The organism is Streptomyces sp. NPDC018610, from assembly GCF_044391765.1.
In the GTDB taxonomy this organism is placed as follows: domain Bacteria; phylum Actinomycetota; class Actinomycetes; order Streptomycetales; family Streptomycetaceae; genus Streptomyces.
The window spans coordinates 85,094-100,865 of the sequence record NZ_JBISAL010000016.1; the positions used below are offsets into that span (position 1 = coordinate 85,094).

The 15,772-nt window shown below is 73.3% G+C and carries 8 protein-coding genes; all 8 read right to left on the reverse strand.

Annotation, left to right across the window (positions count from 1 at the left end):
* Positions 1 to 38: 38 nt before the first annotated feature.
* From ACH5A8_RS32625 to ACH5A8_RS32660, 8 genes are read right to left on the reverse strand one after another with little or no spacing between them, the layout of a single operon-like run.
* Positions 39 to 1,424, reverse strand: a complete 1,386-nt coding sequence (locus ACH5A8_RS32625; RefSeq protein WP_399007620.1) for an NDP-hexose 2,3-dehydratase family protein — start codon at positions 1,422 to 1,424, stop codon at positions 39 to 41.
* On the reverse strand, positions 1,421 to 2,404 hold the full coding sequence (rfbB, locus tag ACH5A8_RS32630; RefSeq protein ID WP_399007621.1) for a dTDP-glucose 4,6-dehydratase: 984 nt from the start codon (positions 2,402 to 2,404) through the stop codon (positions 1,421 to 1,423). Before rfbB ends, ACH5A8_RS32625 begins: the two co-directional genes overlap by 4 nt.
* The gene (locus tag ACH5A8_RS32635) at positions 2,401 to 3,465 is read right to left on the reverse strand and encodes a glucose-1-phosphate thymidylyltransferase (protein WP_399007622.1); all 1,065 of its coding nucleotides are present in this window, start codon (positions 3,463 to 3,465) and stop codon (positions 2,401 to 2,403) included. Before ACH5A8_RS32635 ends, rfbB begins: the two co-directional genes overlap by 4 nt.
* A 26-nt stretch (positions 3,466 to 3,491) precedes the next feature.
* The gene (locus tag ACH5A8_RS32640) at positions 3,492 to 4,616 is read right to left on the reverse strand and encodes a DegT/DnrJ/EryC1/StrS family aminotransferase (protein WP_399007623.1); all 1,125 of its coding nucleotides are present in this window, start codon (positions 4,614 to 4,616) and stop codon (positions 3,492 to 3,494) included.
* Positions 4,617 to 4,666: 50 nt separating this feature from the next.
* On the reverse strand, positions 4,667 to 5,902 hold the full coding sequence (locus ACH5A8_RS32645; RefSeq protein ID WP_399007625.1) for a glycosyltransferase: 1,236 nt from the start codon (positions 5,900 to 5,902) through the stop codon (positions 4,667 to 4,669).
* A complete protein-coding gene (locus tag ACH5A8_RS32650) occupies positions 5,899 to 6,888 on the reverse strand; it encodes an NAD-dependent epimerase/dehydratase family protein (protein ID WP_399007627.1) in 990 nt (329 codons plus the stop codon). Before ACH5A8_RS32650 ends, ACH5A8_RS32645 begins: the two co-directional genes overlap by 4 nt.
* A gap of 1 nt (position 6,889) precedes the next feature.
* Positions 6,890 to 8,095: a macrolide family glycosyltransferase gene (locus ACH5A8_RS32655; protein WP_399007628.1), complete on the reverse strand. Its 1,206-nt coding sequence runs from the start codon at positions 8,093 to 8,095 to the stop codon at positions 6,890 to 6,892.
* A gap of 48 nt (positions 8,096 to 8,143) precedes the next feature.
* The gene (locus ACH5A8_RS32660) at positions 8,144 to 15,736 is read right to left on the reverse strand and encodes an SDR family NAD(P)-dependent oxidoreductase (RefSeq protein ID WP_399007629.1); all 7,593 of its coding nucleotides are present in this window, start codon (positions 15,734 to 15,736) and stop codon (positions 8,144 to 8,146) included.
* Positions 15,737 to 15,772 lie beyond the last annotated feature (36 nt).

A 15,772-nucleotide genomic window follows, 5' to 3' on the forward strand; every position in this document is an offset into this window, starting at 1 on the left:
ACGGACCGGGACGTGCCCGCGGCGCGCTGCCGGCGGGCTCAGGGCAGCGCGTTCAGACAAGCCAGCAGGGTGCGGGCCTGCACGCTCACGTAGTGCTCGTGCCGCAGCAGACCGCCCAGCTGCGCCACGCTGAACCAGGCGAAGTCCTCGGGGAGTTCGGCGGGCAGCGTCGCGTCGGCCTCGACGATGGTGTAGCGGGCCACCGCGTCCAGGAACCGTCCGCCTTCCTCCGAGTGCACGGTGTCGTACCGCACCCGCGACGGGTCGGCCGACAGTACCCAGTCCAGCAGCGGCGGCCGGTCGGCGGGGTCGTAATTCTCGGGCACGCACTGGACGGTGGGGCCCAGCTCCACGACGCCGCGGAACCCCGGCTCCGCCCGGGCGCGCAGCAGCACGTGCGGCACGCCGCCGAACTCCCGCACCACCAGGGCCACCACGCCGGGGCCGCGCGGCGCGAACAGCGGCTGGTGCCAGCTGCTCACCTCGCGGCTGCCGGCCCGCACGGACACCGCCACCACGTCGAAGTAGCGGCCGTCCGGGCGGGTTATCCCGTCCGGGCCGCGGTGCCAGCCCTCCGCCTCCGTCTCCCGCAGCGGGATCCGGGTCACCTCCATGTCGCGGCTGCTGCGCTGTCCGGTCAGCCAGCCCAGCAGCTCCGCGGTGGGGGTGAGCGCCTGTCCGGCGGGGCCCGGCGGGTTCAGGAACGGGGCCAGGCAGGACAGCACGGTCCGCGTGTCCATGTTGACCGTGTTGTCCCGGGCGAGCAGCTCGTGGATCTGGCCGAGGGTCAACCAGCGGAAGTCGTCCGCGAGGGGCACTTCCGCGTCGTCGTCCACCGCCACGACCATGTTGCGGTTGCTCTTGCGGTAGAACCACGCGCCGTGCTCGGACTGCAGGACGTCGGCGACGACCCGGCCGCGCCGGGGGCCGGCGAAGTACTCCAGGTAGCGCACGGGCGCCCCCCGGTGCACGCCGGTGAAGTTGCTGCGGGTGGCCTGCACGGTCGGCGACAGCTGCAGCAGGTTGGTGTTGCCGGGCTCCATCTTGGCCTGCAGCAGGAAGTGCGGCACCCCGTCGAAGTCCTGCGTGAGGATGCCGAGGATGCCGACCTCCGGCTGCCGGATGATGGGCTGGCGCCACCGGGCGGATGCCGCGTCCACCCGCAGCCCCTCCACCGTGAAGAACCGTCCGCTGCGGTGCTGGAGGTTGCCGGTGGACTCGTCGAAGCTCCAGCCGTCCGCCCGCGCGAACGGGACCCGCTCCACCCGGAAGGGGTGCGCCTCGCGGCGCTCGTCCAGCCAGACCTCCACCTTGTCCGTGGGCAGCAGCGTCCCGTCCCGGTCCCGCGCCGAGCGGGCGAGGCGGGCGGGCAGGCCGGGGTCCTCGCAGGCGCGCAGCGCGGCCGGACGGGCCGGGGCGCTCATGCGGCCGCCTTTCCGTCGGCCGGGCCCGGCCGCCACCGGTCGGGGTGGGCGCGGTACCAGTCCACCACGGCGGCCAGTCCGTCCTCGAAGCCGATGCGCGGGGCGTAGCCCAGCTCCTCACGAATCTTGGTGTCGTCCAGCGCGTAGCGCAGGTCGTGGCCCTTGCGGTCGGTGACGTACCGGACCTGCTCGGGCGATGCCGCGCACAGCTCCAGCAGCAGGTCCGTGATCTGGCGGTTGGTGCGCTCGGTCCCGCCGCCGATGTTGTAGACCTCCCCGGCCCGGCCACGGGTGAGGACCAGCTGGACGGCCGCGCAGTGGTCGGTGACGTGCAGCCACTCGCGGACGTTGGAGCCGTCCCCGTACAGCGGGACCGTCTCGCCCGCGAGGAGGCGGGTGACGAACAGCGGGATGAGCTTCTCCGGGTGCTGGCGCGGCCCGTAGTTGTTGGAGCAGCGGGTCACGGACACGTCCATGCCATGGGTGCGGGCGTAGGCGCGGGCCATCAGGTCGCTGCCCGCCTTGGACGCCGCGTAGGGCGAGTTGGGGGCCAGCGGCCACTCCTCGGTCCAGGAGCCGGAGTCGATGGAGCCGTAGACCTCGTCGGTGGAGATGTGCACGACACGTTCGACGCCGGTGTGCAGGCAGGCCTCCAGCACGCTCTGCGTCCCCATCACGTTGGTTCGGACGAACACGGACGGGTCCGTGATCGAGCGGTCCACGTGGGACTCGGCGGCGAAGTGCACCACCGCGTCGTGGCCGGGGAGCAGCTGCCGCAGCAGGCCCGTGTCGCAGATGTCGCCCTCGACGAAGTCCAGGCGGTCGTGCCGCTCGGGCAGGTTGGCCCGGTCGCCCGCGTAGGTCAGCTTGTCCAGGACGGTCACCGACGCGTCCTCGTAGCCCGCGTAGCCGCCGTCGAGGAGGGTGCGGACGTAGGCGGAGCCGATGAAGCCGGCGCCGCCGGTCACCAGGATCCTCATGCGGCCACTTCCACCCGCGCGTGATCGCCGACGATCAGCCGCTGGGAGCCCTCGGCGCCGACGGCGTCCACGCTGGCCTCGCGGCCGATGATGGAGCTGCGCACCGACTGGACGCCCCGCACGCTGGCGCGCTCCAGCACGATGCTGTCGCTCAGCTGCACGCCGAGCAGCCGGCAGCCCTCGCCGATCGAGGTGTGCGGGCCGATGGAGCTGCCCTCGACGACCGCGCCGGCGCCGACGACGGCGGGCCCGGTGATGCGGGAGCGCACGATGCGGGCCCCCTCCTCCACGACGACGGCGCCGATCAGCTCGCTGTGCGCGTCGACCTCGCCGCTGACGGACGGCTTGAGCCGGTCCAGGAGTTCCCGGTTGCAGGCCAGCACGTCGTCGATCTGCCCGGCGTCCTTCCAGTAGCCGGAGTAGGTCCGGGCGCGCACCTCCTCGCCCCGGGCGACCAGCCACTGGATGGCGTCGGTGATCTCCAGCTCGCCGCGGGCGCTGCTCTCCACGGCGGCCACGGCCTCGTGGATGGCCGCCGTGAAGAAGTACACGCCGACCACGGCCAGGTCGCTGACGGGCTGTTCGGGCTTCTCCACCAACCGCAGCACTCGCCCGCTGTCGTTGACCTCGGCCACGCCGAAGGCGCGTGGGTCGGCGACCCGGTGCACCACGAGCTGGGCCGCGGGCCGCCGCCGGCGGAACTCGGCCGCGATGTCGTCGACGCCCTCGGGCAGCAGGTTGTCCCCGAGGTACATGACGAAGTCGTCGTCGCCGAGGAAGTCGCGGGCGATGGCGACCGCGTGCGCCAGGCCGCGCGGGGCGTCCTGCTCGATGTAGGTCAGCCGTACGCCGAACTCCGAGCCGTCGCCGAAGCGTTCGCTGATCTTCTCGGGCCGGTCACCGACCACTATGCCGATCTCGGTCACGCCCAGGGAGCGCAACTGCTCGATGACGTGCAGCAGGACGGGCTTGTTGGCGAGCGGCATCAGCTGTTTGGGCATGGAGTGGCTGAAGGGCCGCAGCCGCAGCCCCATGCCACCGGACAACACCAGTGCTTTCACCGGGGACTCCTTCTCGACGGGGGCGGCTACAGCGACTTGAGGACGTCGCGCAGGGCACCGATGACGGTGTTCTGCAGGTCCAGGGGCAGCGAGGGGTACATCGGCAGCGAGAAGATCTCGTCGGCGAGCGCCTCGGTGACGGGCAACGCGCCCTTGCGGTAACCGAGGTGCTCGAAGCCGGACATGGTGTGCACCGGCCACGGGTAGCTGATGTTGAGCGAGATGTCGTACTCGTTCTTGAGGCGCTCGATGATCAGGTCACGCCGCGGGTGGCGGACCACGTACACGTAGTACACGTGCTCGTTGCCGGGGCTGGTGGCGGGCAGCAGCAGTCCGCCGGGGCCGGTGAGGTCGCCGAGGCCCTCCTCGTAGCGGCGGGCGACGGCGCGCCGGCCGGCGACGTAGGCGTCCAGGCGGGTCAGCTTGCGGCGCAGGATCTCGGCCTGCACCTCGTCCAGGCGGCTGTTGTGGCCGGGGGTCTGGACGACGTAGTAGACCTTCTCCATGCCGTAGTAGCGCAGGCGGCGCAGAGCGGCGTCGGTGTCGGCGTCGTCGGTGAGGACGGCGCCGCCGTCGCCGTAGGCGCCCAGGACCTTGGTCGGGTAGAAGCTGTACGCGGCGACGTCGCCCATCGTGCCGGCCAGACGGCCGTGGTGGCGGGCGCCGTGCGCCTGCGCGCAGTCCTCGACGAGGGCGAGGCTGTGCTCGGCGGCGAGCGCCTTCAGGGGCGCCATGTCCACGCACTGCCCGTACAGGTGCACCGGCAGCAGGGCCTTGGTGCGCGATGTGATCGCGGCGGCGACCTGGTCGGTGTCCATCAGGAAGTCGTCGGCGCGGATGTCGACGAAGACGGGCGTGGCGCCCGCCCCGGCGATGGCGACGACCGTGGGGGCCGCCGTGTTGGAGACGGTGATCACCTCGTCGCCGGGCCCGACGCCGACCGCTTCGAGGGCCAGCTTCACGGCGTTGGTGCCGTTGTCGACACCGGTGCAGTGGCGCGCCCCGTGGTAGGCGGCGAACTCGGACTCGAAGCCGCTGACGCTCTCGCCGAGCACCAGACGCCCGGAGGAGAAGACCTTGTCGACGGCGTCGAGGATGTCGGCGCGCTCGTCCTGGTATTCCGGGAGGTAGTCCCAAACGTACGTGGTCATGGGTGGGGTGGGTCTCCAAGCGTTGAGTGGTGGGGGGTCGGGGGTGCGGCTCAGACGGCCGCGGCCACCGCCGATTCGATGAGGTCGCAGGCCGTCTCCACGCCCCGCTCGGCGCGGACGCGCTCACCGAGGCGGGCGGCCCGTTCGGCGGGCCGGGGATCGTCCAGGACGGAGGCGACGGCCTGGCTCAACTGGTCGCCGGTCATCTTCTGGAACGCCACCGGCCGTGCCGCCACGCCGACTTCGGTGAGCCGTGCCGCCCAGTACGGTCCGTCGGCCCAGCACGGGACCGTCACGTGCGGCACGCCGGCGCGCAGCGTGTCGGCCGTGGTGCCGAAGGCCCCGCCGTGGACGACGGCGGCCGCCTTCGGGAACAGCCAGCCGTAGTCGACCTCCTGGACGCGGAACACGTCGTCCGAGGCGGTTCCCTCGGGACCGCCGACCACGACCAGGCGCCGCCCGGCCCCGCGCACGGCGTCCCGTACGGCGCGGAAGGTCTCCTCGCCGTAGACCGGCCACGCGCTGCCGAGGGCCAGGACCAGGGGGGCGGACCCGCTGTCCAGGAAGTCCACGAGGTCCGCGGGCGGCTCCTGCTCCGGGCGCTCCCACACCCAGTAGCCGGTGACGTGGGCGCGCTGCGGCCAGTCGGACGCCGGTGGCAGGAAGGAGGGGCTGTAGGGGTAGAGGACGGGATGCTCGACGCCGAGCGTGCCCATCGGTGACTTCTTCAGCGGCGACAGGCCGTGCCGGGTCCTCACCTTGTTGACGGCCGGACGGTGCACGGCCCACTCCAGCTGGGCGGACATGGCGTGCGTGAACCGCGTGTAGGCGGGGCCCAGCGGGAGGTCGGGCGTCTTGTAGGCGCGGAACTCCCGGGTCGCCGTCATGGGCCACCAGTTGACCGTGCCCCAAGGGGCGCTGGCCCCGGCGAAGCCGTAACCGCGGGTGATCATCGAGGTGAGCACGAAGTCGGCGCCCTCGGCGGCCTCCTGCATGCGCTCCACCGACTGCGCGAACTCCTCCGTGGTGGGCCGCTTCATCGCCAGCGCCGTCCGCAGCGACGAGGCGCTCTTGCGGATCGACCTGATCACGTCCGGGTCGGCGAAGTGGTCGGCGCTCTTGCCGGGTATCTCCTTGAACTCCAGGCCCGCCGACTCGACCATCGCCTTGAAGTCCGTGGAGGTGGCGACGCCGACGTCGTGTCCGCGCCGGCTCAGCCCGATGCCCAGCGCCAGGAACGGATGGACGTCACCGCGCGTCCCGAACGTCTGCAACGAGATCTTCACTGGGTCTCCTGAAGGTGTTTCCGGTACCACTGCGCGGTGTCCCGCAGGCCGTCCTTCAACGACCGCGGCGTGAAATCGACGACGCTGTGGAACTTCTCGAGGTCGAGGGCCCGGCGGGCCGCGCCGACGGGCTTGTCGGGGGCGAAGCGGATCCGGCTCGGCTCCTGGCCGGCGGCCTCCGCGACGAGGAACGCCAGGTCCCGGACGGACACCTGTTCCGGCGTCCCGATGTTGAGCGTCTCGTGCTCCCCGGAACGCACCATGCACAGCACCGCGCGCACCAGGTCCTGCACATGGATGAAGGTCCGCAGCTGGCTGCCGTCGCCCCAGATCTCCACGTCCTGCCCTGCGGCCAGCCGCATCAGCATGTTGGGGACGACGTGGTTCGTCGTCGTGGCGAAGTCGTCCCGCGGCCCGTACACGTTCGTGGGCCGGGGCGTGTAGATCCTCATCCCGAACTGCTCGCGGTACAGGTCCGCGAGCACCTCGGTGAACATCTTCGACATGCGGTAGCCGTTGGGCGTGAACTCCATGCGCCGCCGGTGGTCGTCCTCCTCGCGCGCCGGCCGCGTGCCCTCGTACGCGTAGATCTCGGCCGAGCTGATCAGCACGACGTCCGCGACGGCGCGGTCACGCGCGAGGTTGAGGACGTTGGAGGCGATGCGTACGTTCTCGTCGAGCATGCGGCCCGACTCCTGCAGCAGGAACTGCATGTTCCCGTCCAGGGTCGCGCAGTTGACGATCATGTCGAGCCGCTCGAAGGCGCCGGCGGCTTCCCGCAGCGCCCGCTCGTCGAGGACGTCCGTCCGCAGGGCCGTCAGCCGGTCGCCGGCGGGCAGCTCGGCCAGCGTCTCCGGGCGCTCCCGGCGGTACAGGCACAGCACCCGCGCGCCGAGCTCCAGCAGCTCCTCCACGAAGTGGGAGCCGATGAAGCCGAGCCCGCCGGTGACGAGGACCGTACGGCCCGCCCAGTTCTCCCGCGCCATCTCAGGACCGCTCCGCGTACGCCTCTATCGCGTCCGCCGCCCGGGCCGCGCCGCCCGCCGCGCGCGCGTGCTCCGCCATGGCGGCCGCCTGCCGCCGGATCCCCGGGTCCTCGGCCGCCGTCAGGACCGCCTCGCGCAGGGCCTCGGGCGAGGCGTCGGCGCGTGCGACCCGCACGCCCAGGCCCAGCTCGGCGATGCGCCGCGCGGTGAAGTCCAGCTCGACCGACTGCGGGACGGCCACGAGCGGGGTGCCCGCCGCGAGCGCCTCCATCGTGCTGCGGATGCCCGCGTGGGTGACGAAGACCCGGGCGTGCGCCAGCACCGCGCGCTGCGGCACCTGCCGGTGCACCTCGCAGTTGGCCGGTACGGCGCCCAGGTCGGCCGGGTCGACGTGCTCGCCGGTCGCGATCACCACGTGGAAGGGCAGGTCGGCGAAGGCCTTCAGGCAGGCGCGGTAGAAGTCGGGCCGCTCGTTGAACAGTGTTCCGAGGGCGACCAGCAGCACCGGGCCGGCGTCCTGCGGCGGCTGCCACGACCCGGCGTCGTCACCGCCGGCGACCGCGCCCGGCCCGACGAACACGTACCGCTCGTCGAAGGTGTCCGCGGCCGGCTGGAAGTCGCGGGCCACGAAGACGACGTTGAGGCCCTCCGGCACGCCGAGGATGTCACCGGGGGTGGGCGCGCCCAAGCCGTGGCCGATCCGGAACTCGGCCAGCTTCATGCCGAACTCCATCAGCGAGGGGTGCTGCGGGTCCATCGCGGGGAACTCCTCCGCCAGCGCGGCGAGGACCGAGAAGTGCTCGTTGGAGGCGAGCATGGGGATCAGCTGGACGGCGGGCCTGCCCCACTTCTCCGCCAGCACCCGGCCGGAGAAGTTCATCAGGGTGTCGTACACCACCAAGTCAGGCTGATCCGCACTGAGTTCACGCTCGGCGGCGGCCGTGAGCGCCATGTTCTCCCGCAGCAGCTGGAGCGGTCCCTCGGCCATCTCGTCGGCCGACATCTCGGGCGGCACGCTCCGGTTGGCCGGCCACACGGACTCGTAGGTCACGGTCGTCGCGCCGGCCACGGCCACCGACGGCGCGAAGTGGCCGGTGGTGACGTAGGTGACGCGGTGCCCGCGGCCGACGAGATCGGCTACGACGGGCAGGGTGTGGTTCACATGTCCGTGGTACGGGGCACCGAGGACGGCGATGTGCTTCTTCAAGGTCCTGACTTCCGCTCTGCTCTCGCTGTTCGTGACTTTCGGGGACAATCAGTCGGAGACGCCGTTCACGGCGATCCCGGCCAGCCATTCCTCGACGACGCCGGCGGTCGCTCCGGCGTGCTCCTCGACGATGCTGAAGTGGTTGCCGGGCACGTCCCGCGCGGTGTGGTCGAGCTTCCAGTCGACGCGCAGCATCACGGCGTCGTCCTCGACCGCACCGGACGCCGACGGCATCGGTTCGGTGGCCCGGACCTGCAGGGTGGGCGTCTTGACGGGCTCCGGCCGCCAGTCGGCGAGGAGGCGGTGGTAGCCGCCCATGGCGGTCAGCCGGACGTCGTTCATGATGCCGCCGCCCAGCTTCCGCTCCCGGTCGAAGGCGACGCCGAGCATCGCCGCCCCGACCTCCGCGTTGTCCGCGTCGTCCTCGGGCCACGGCACGTCCAGCAGCACCAGGGCCTCGGGCGGGCTGCCGAGGGTCTCCAGGTGCGCGGTGACGGCGTGCGCGATCTGGCCGCCCGCCGAGTGGCCCACCAGGACGAACGGCTCGTCGCCGGCGGCCCGCCGCAGCGCACGCGCGTGCAGTTCCGTCAGGGCCGCCAGGTCGGCCGGGATGCGCTCGCCGGGCAGATAGCCCGGCTCGGGCAGCACGGTGACGTCCCGCCGGCCGCGGAAGTGCTCGGCGAAGCGGGCGTACTGCTGGGGACCGGCCGTCGCCACCACCGCCGGCAGGCAGAACAGCCGGGGCCGCGCCCCGCCCGTGGCCAACGGGACCGGCTCGGGCAGGTGCTCCCCCGCCGACTCCGCGTCGAAGGCGTCGCGCAGCCGGGAGGCCGCCATGATCAGCTCGTTTCCCGCGACATGCCGTCCGGCGGCGAACGACTGGCGGAACATCTCCTCGATGCCGCCGGCCGCCGGCCCCGCCGCCCCGGCGGCGCCCCGCGTCAGCTCCTGCCGCAGGTGCGCGGCCACGGCCGCCGGGCGGGTGTGCTCGAAGAGGAACGAGGCCGGCAGGCGTAGTCCGGTGGCCGCGTTGAGCCGGTTGCGCAGTTCCAGCGCCAGCAGGGAGTTGAAGCCGAGCTCGAAGAAGCCGCGCCGCGTCTCGACCGCGTCCGGGCCGGGCAGTCCGAGGACCGCGGCCGTCTCGGTGTGCACCAGCTCGGTGAGCAGGCGCAGTTGCTCGGCCTCCGCCAGTCCCGTCAGCCGGGCCGCGAGACCCTGACCCGTGCCGTCCTGAGCGGACCGCGCCCGGCGCCGGGCGGGAGCGGGACGACGCGCCGGAACGGGGTGCGCCGTCGTGGGGCGAGCGGGGCCGGCGGGGTCCGCCTGCCCGGCTGGGCCTGTGGGTCCGGCGAGCACGGCTGGGCCGGTGTGCCCGGCAGGTCCGTCCGGCGTCCGCGGTCCGTCGAGTTCCGGAAGGTCCAAGGGTTCCAGCGCCACGCGGCGCACCGTCGCGACGGCCGCGCCGGTGGGGTCGGCCGCCTCCACCGTCAGGTCCCGCGGCCGTCCGGCGGCGCCGGTGATCCGTACCCTCAGCCGGTCCGCGCCGCCCGCGTGCAGGACGACGCCCTGCAAGCCGGCCGGCGCCGGCGGCCGGTCCGCCGCGTCACCGCCGGCTGACACGTGCCGGGCGGCCTCCAGCGCCACGTCCAGCAACGCCGCGTCCCACAGCGCCGGGTGCAGGCCGTAGCGTGCCGCTTCGGTCCGCTGCTCGTCCGGCAGGCTCACCTCGGCGAACAGCTCACCGTCCGCACCCCGCCACAGAGCGTCCACCCGGTCGCTGTCCACGCTGTCCACCCGGGTGACCCCGGCCGGGGGCCAGGCCACCGGCTCCCATCCGGCCACCGGCGCTTCGGCACGGGCCAGCCGGCCGGTGGCGTGGCAGGCCCACGGTGCGCCCGGGGCGGCGTCCTCGGCCCGGGAGTGGACGGCGACGGCGCACCGCCCTTCCTCGTCCGCCCCGGCCACCCGCACCCGCAGCTGGACTCCGGCCTTCTCAGGCAGCACCAGCGGGGCCTGGAGCGTCAGCTCCTCCACCACGTCGCAGCCGGCCTCGTCACCGGCCCGGACGGCCAGCTCCACGAACACCGCCGCCGGCAGCAGCACGCCACCGCCCTCGCCGGCGAGCCAGGAGTGGGCCCGAGCGGACAGGCGCCCGGTCAGGACGATCCCCTCCCCGTCCGGCAACTCCACCGCCGCCCCGAGCAGCGGGTGCCCGGCCGGCGCCACACCGACGGCTGCGACGTCGCCCGCGGTCGAGGCATCGACGCTCAGCCAGTAACGCCGGTGCTGGAATGGGTAGGTGGGCAGGTCGGTGTGGTGGGCGCCGGTGCCGGTGAAGGCCTGCGACCAGTCCACGTCGATGCCGTGCGTCCACAGTTCTCCGGCGGAGGTGAGGAAGCGGTCCAGGCCGCCGTCCTCACGGCGCAGCGTGCCGGTGACGACCGCTTCATCGACCGTGTCCTGGATGCTCATCGCCAGGACGGGGTGCGGTGAGACCTCGACGAACACGGTGTGGTCCTGGGCTGCCAGGGCGGTTACGGCTTCCTGGAAGCGGACGGTCCGGCGGAGATTGCGGTACCAGTAGCCGGCGTCCAGAGCCGTAGTATCCGCCCAGTCTCCGGTGACAGTGGAGAAGAACGGAATGCCGGACGGCTGCGGGCGCACCTCGGCCAGGACCCTGGCCAGCTCCCCCTCGATCCGCTCCACGTGCGAGGTGTGGGACGCGTAGTCCACCGGGACCCGGCGGGCCCGGATCTCCTCCGCCTCACAGGAGGCGATCAGCTCGTCCAGGGCCTGCGGCTCACCCGCCACGACGACCGACGTCGGCCCGTTCAACGCGGCGATCTCGATACGGCCGTCCCACGCCGTGATCCGTGCGGCCGCCGTCTCGGCATCCAGAGCCAGGGAGACCATGCCGCCGTGACCGGCCAGACCCGCAGCGATCGCCTGCGACCGCAACGCCACCACCCGGGCACCATCCTGGAGCGAGAGCGCTCCGGCCACGCACGCAGCCGCTATCTCACCCTGCGAATGCCCCACCACCGCCGACGGCTCCACACCATAGGAGCGCCACAACGCGGCCAGCGACACCATCACCGCCCACGAAACCGGCTGGACCACATCCACCCGCTCCAGAGACGGAGCACCCACGGCCCCCCGCAGCACAGCTTCGAGATCCCAGTCCACGAACTCCGCCAGCGCCTCGCCGCAATCAGCGACGCACGCCGCGAACACCGGAGCCGTGTCGAGGAGTTCCGCGCCCATACCGGCCCACTGCGAGCCCTGACCGGGGAACACGAACACCGTCCGGCCACCGGAACCGACAGTCCCCGGGTTCACGTCGCCCAGAGAAGTGATCAGTCCGTCACGGCTCTTCCCGACGACGACGGCCCGGTGCTCGAACTGCGCACGGTTCGCCAGGGTCCAGCCGACGTTCACCGGCGACAGGTCGGCGCCGCTCTCGACGTGGGCCCGCAGCCTGGCCGCCTGCTCACGCAGCGCATCCGCACTCCGGGCGGACAGCAACCACGGCACCGCCACCGGCTCCACCGGAACCGCCGGCCCAGCCTCCTCGGCCGGCTCGGTCTCCGGGGCCTGCTCCAGGATGACGTGCGCGTTCGTACCGCTCACACCGAACGACGACACCCCCGCCCGACGCGGACGATCGACGGGACTCTGCCACTCCCGCGCCTCCGTCAGCAGCTCCACCGCACCCGCCGACCAGTCCACCTTCGACGACGGCGTCCCCACATGGAGGGTCCGCGGCAGCACACCGTGCCGCATCGCCTCCACCATCTTGATCACGCCCGCGACGCCCGCGGCGGCCTGGGTGTGGCCGATGTTCGACTTCACGGAGCCGAGCCACAGGGGCCGGTCGCGGTCCTGCCCGTAGGTGGCGAGCAGCGCCTGCGCCTCGATCGGATCACCCAGCGTCGTCCCCGTACCGTGCGCCTCGACGGCGTCGATGTCCGACGCCGAGAGGCGTGCGTTCGCCAGGGCAGCCCGGATGACCCGCTGCTGGGAGGGCCCGTTGGGGGCGGTGAGGCCGTTGCTGGCCCCGTCCTGGTTGACGGCCGAGCCGCGCACGACCGCCAGCACGTTGTGACCGTTGCGGCGCGCGTCCGACAGCCGCTCCAGCAGCAGCATGCCGGCGCCTTCGCCCCAGCCCGTGCCGTCCGCGTCGTCGGAGAAGGACTTGCAGCGGCCGTCCGGCGACAGCCCGCGCTGCCGGCTGAACTCCACCAGCAGGCCGGGGCTCGTCATCACGCTCACACCCCCGGCGAGAGCCAGGGCGCACTCCCCGTTGCGCAGTGCCTGGACGGCCAGGTGCAGGGCGACCAGGGACGACGAGCACGCCGTGTCCACCGACAGGGCGGGGCCTTCGAAACCGAAGGTGTAGGAGATGCGGCCGGACACGACGCTGGCAGCGATGCCCGTGGCCAGGTAGCCCTCGGACTCCCGGGGCGAGCGCTGCATCAGCGCGCTGTAGTCCTGGCCGTTGGTGCCCGCGAAGACGCCCGTCCTGCTGCCCCGCAGCGACATGGGGTCGATGCCCGCCCGCTCGATGGCCTCCCAGGACGTCTCCAGCAGCAGCCGCTGCTGCGGGTCCATCGCGACGGCCTCGCGCGGGGCGATGCCGAAGAAGGTGGGGTCGAAGTCGCCGGCGCCCTCCAGGAAGGAGCCCGTGCGCACGTACGTCGTGCCCAGATGGTCCGGGTCCGGGTGGTAGAGGCTGTCGATGTCCCAGCCGCGGTCGGCCGGGAACTCCACGATCGTGTCGTCTCCCGCGGCCAGCATGCGCCACAGCCCCTCGGGGGAGTCCGCTCCTCCGGAGTAGCGGCAGCCCATGCCGACGACGGCGATCGGCTCGTCGTCCGTCGTCGTGGCCGCGGTGGCGACGGGGGCGGCGGGGGCGGTGGACCCGGCGGCTTCGTCCACCGTGCCGAGGAGTTCGGCGTGCAGGTGCCGGGCGAGCGCGGTGGGCGTGGCGTAGTCGAAGACCAGGGTGGCCGGGAGGGCCAGGCCGGTCTCGGCGGCGAGCCGATTGCGCAGCTCGACGCCGGTCAGCGAGTCGAACCCGGTGTCCTTGAAGGGGCGTACGGCGCCGACGGCCTCGACGGAGGCATGGCCGAGCACCTGCGCCGCGCTCTCGCGCACCAGGTCGAGCAGAGCCTTGTGCCGGTCGGCCGGGGCGACGCCCGCCAGGCGCCGGGGCAGGGCCGGGCCCTCCTGGGCGGCTGCCGCGCGCTGCCGGGTGACGGCGCGGCGGGTGGCGCGCGGAGCCAGGCCGCGCAGTACGGCCGGGAGGTGGTCGCCGGCGCGCAGGGCGGCCAGGTCCAGCCGCACGGGCACGAGAGCGGCCCGTCCCGAGGTCAGGCCCGCGTCGAACAGGGAGAGACCGTGTGCCGCGGACAGCGGCAGGATGCCCTCGCGGGCGATCCGGGCCAGGTCGACCTCACCGAGGCCGCCGCCCATGCCGCCGAGTTCCGGGCCCCACAGGCCCCAGGCCAGGGAGACGGCGGGCAGGCCGTGGGCGTGCCGGTACGCGGCCAGGGCGTCGAGGAAGGCGTTGGCGGCGACGTAGTTGCCCTGTCCGGCGCCGCCGAAGACCGAGGCCGCCGACGAGAAGAGCACGAAGGCGCGCAGGGGCAGATCGGCGGTCAGCTCGTGCAGGTGCCAGGCCGCGTCGACCTTCGGGCGCAGTACGGCGTGCAGGTCGTCGGCGGTGAGAGTGCTCAGAAGGCCGTCGGCGACGACGCCGGCCGTGTGCACCACGGCGGTCAGCCGGTCCCCGATCGAGCCCACCAGTTCCGCCATGGCCTCGCGGTCGGCGACGTCGGCGGCCACCATGCGCACGTTCAGACCGAGCGCGGCGAGCTCGTCGGCCCAGTGCGGGTCCCGCCCGGAGCGGGAGACCAGCACCAGTTCCCGTACGCCGTGGGCGTCGGCGAGGTGGCGCACCACCAGCCGGCCCAGACCGCCGGTCGCGCCGGTCACCAGGGCTACGCCGCCGGAGAGCCGCAGGTCCGTGGTGATGGTCGCGGGGGGCGCTGTCTCGGGAGTCGCCGTCGCGTGGGCGGGCGTGGTGGATACGGGGGCCGGTGCCGCGGGCGTGGCGGATGCCGGGGCGGGCGCGGTGGAGGCGCCGGTGGCGGCGGTGGTGGTGGCGGTCTTGAGGCGGGCGACGTGGGGGCGGCCGTCGCGGACGGCGACCCATGGTTCGTCGGGGCCCGCGGCGAGACCCGCGCGGAGGGCCTCCGTGCCGATGGGCGCGGCGGCCGGCTCGGTCGCCGTGGCGTCGGCGGCGGCATCGGCGGCGGCCTGGAGCAGGGCGAACCGTCCCGGGTTCTCCGACTGCGCGGAACGCAACAGTCCCCGCACCGGCTCGGCCACCAACTCGGCGTCCGATCCCGCCGGCCCGTCCTGCGTGACCACCACGAGCCGGGAGTCCGCCGTCCGCGGGTCGGCCAGCCAGCCCTGGAGCACCTCCAGCACGCGCTGCGTGACGGTGTGCACGCGTTCCGGCAGGGTGCGCCTCGGATCATCGTCGGCGGCGGGGTCGAACACGACGACCGGCGGCAGCACCCGGTCGGCCGGCAGGTCGCTCAGGTCGTCGTACAGGCTCCACGCGACCGCGGCATCCGCCTGCCCGGCCTGGACCGGCACCCACTCCACCTCGAACAGCGAGTCGCGGGTGAATGACGCCTCGCCGGCGGGCAGTTCCTCCGCCGTCAGCGGGCGCAGCGCCACCGCCTCGATGCCGAGCACGGGAGAGCCGTCGTCGTCGGCCGCGCTGACCGCCACCGTGCCCTCGCCGACGGTGGTGAGACACACGCGCAGGGACCGGGCGCCGGTCGCGTGGGCCCGCGCACCGCGGACCGAGTGGCCGAGGAGTCCCTCGCCGGGGGCGACGGACGCCGTGCCGTCGAGCCGCCCGGCCAGTCGGAGAGCGGCGTCCAGCACCGCCGGGTGTACCCCGTACCGGTCGGCGTCCGCCTCGTCCTCGGCGGTCGCCGGCAGGGCCACCTCCGCGTACAGCCGCCCTTCGGCCGCCCAGACGGCCGTCACGCCGTCGGCCTCGGGCGCGGTCACCTCGGCGGCGTCCCGCGGGGGCCAGGTGGTGAGGTCGTGCGGCAGTGTCGTGACGCCGTCCCAGGGGAGCAGCGTGCCGACGGCGTGTTCCTGCCAGCCGTCCGGGTCGGTGGTGGTGGCGTCCGTGCGGGAGTGCACCCGCAGCGCACGGTGCCCGTCGGTGTCCGGTGCGTCCAGGACGAGCTGAACGACCGTGCCCGCGACGTCCGGGACCACGATCGGCGCGGACACGGTCAGTTCCCCGATCACCGGCGCACCGACCTGCTCGCCGACATGCGTCAACAGATCGACCAGGGCCGTTGTCGGCAGTACCGCGACCTCACCGACACGGTGCCGCGCCAGCCAGGGCTGCGCCTGCTGCGAGAGGCGAGCGGTACAGAGACGACTCCCCTCCCCCGCGATGTCCAACACCGCGCCCAGCAAGGGATGTGCACCGGCGGCCATCCCTACGGCGGTCAGGTCGCCCAGGGCTGCTTCGGGGCCGTCCTGCAGCCAGTAGCGTTGGCGTTGGAAGGCGTACGTCGGCAGGTCGACACGAGCGGCACCCATTCCGGTGAACGCCCGCGACCAGTCCACCTCCACACC

Bases quoted from the DNA above. Each gene is read 5' to 3' on its own strand.
- ACH5A8_RS32660 (WP_399007629.1), bottom strand. From the start codon at position 15,736: ATGGGTGCCGCTCGTGTCGACCTGCCGACGTACGCCTTCCAACGCCAA.
- ACH5A8_RS32625 (WP_399007620.1), bottom strand. From the start codon at position 1,424: ATGAGCGCCCCGGCCCGTCCGGCCGCGCTGCGCGCCTGCGAGGACCCC.
- ACH5A8_RS32640 (WP_399007623.1), bottom strand. From the start codon at position 4,616: ATGACCACGTACGTTTGGGACTACCTCCCGGAATACCAGGACGAGCGC.
- ACH5A8_RS32650 (WP_399007627.1), bottom strand. From the start codon at position 6,888: ATGGCGCGGGAGAACTGGGCGGGCCGTACGGTCCTCGTCACCGGCGGG.
- rfbB (WP_399007621.1), bottom strand. From the start codon at position 2,404: ATGAGGATCCTGGTGACCGGCGGCGCCGGCTTCATCGGCTCCGCCTAC.